This is a genomic window from Paenibacillus peoriae KCTC 3763, from assembly GCF_000236805.1.
Lineage (GTDB): Bacteria > Bacillota > Bacilli > Paenibacillales > Paenibacillaceae > Paenibacillus > Paenibacillus peoriae.
In genome coordinates this window covers 1-584 of sequence record NZ_AGFX01000006.1, presented here as the reverse complement: position 1 = coordinate 584, position 584 = coordinate 1, and the positions used below count along the sequence as shown (strand labels likewise).

Below are 584 nucleotides of genomic sequence, written 5' to 3'. Positions count from 1 at the left end.
CCTGCTAGACGTTTTAGCTAAATCATTAGCTATTAATAAAGAAGCCTTCTTCATAAGATGCATAAAATTATTTGAGCAATTTAAAGAATTTGCAGACATTCAAGCTAATGCAAAGTACGAGATTTTAGTTACTAAAGGAAAAAAATATAATTTTTTTTATTATTGATCATCTAGGTTAGTTTTTTGTTTGCCTTAACTATGTCTACTTATCCGAACAGCCATAATGAGGGAATCCAACTTTTTGCAACACATGGAGGAGCTTAAACGTGTAACAAATTGAATTTCAAAAATACACTCCCTAAAACGGATATTGGAGGAACTCAACACAGGTTGAACCGATAAAATTCTAAGGAGTGTATTTTTTATATATGAGCAATCAATATAGAGACAAAAGTGCTGAGTCAAATAATTTTACTTTGGCAAAAACGCAGGAGGATATTGCTCAGGAACTTGGCATCACGAAACAGCAGTTACATAACTACAAAAAACACCTAACTCTTATCTCTGAGCTGCAGGACATGGTTGAGGAAAAAGATACTTTAGTCGTAGTAATCTCTGTTTTATGTCAGTTCAAATGTCACATC

General features: G+C 33.0%; 1 protein-coding gene. It reads left to right on the top strand.

The window, feature by feature from the left end; all coding sequences use genetic code 11:
* Window positions 1–368: 368 nt before the first annotated feature.
* The coding region (locus tag KQI_RS26515) for a hypothetical protein (RefSeq protein ID WP_010344807.1) at window positions 369–584 on the top strand (216 nt) is incomplete at its 3' end.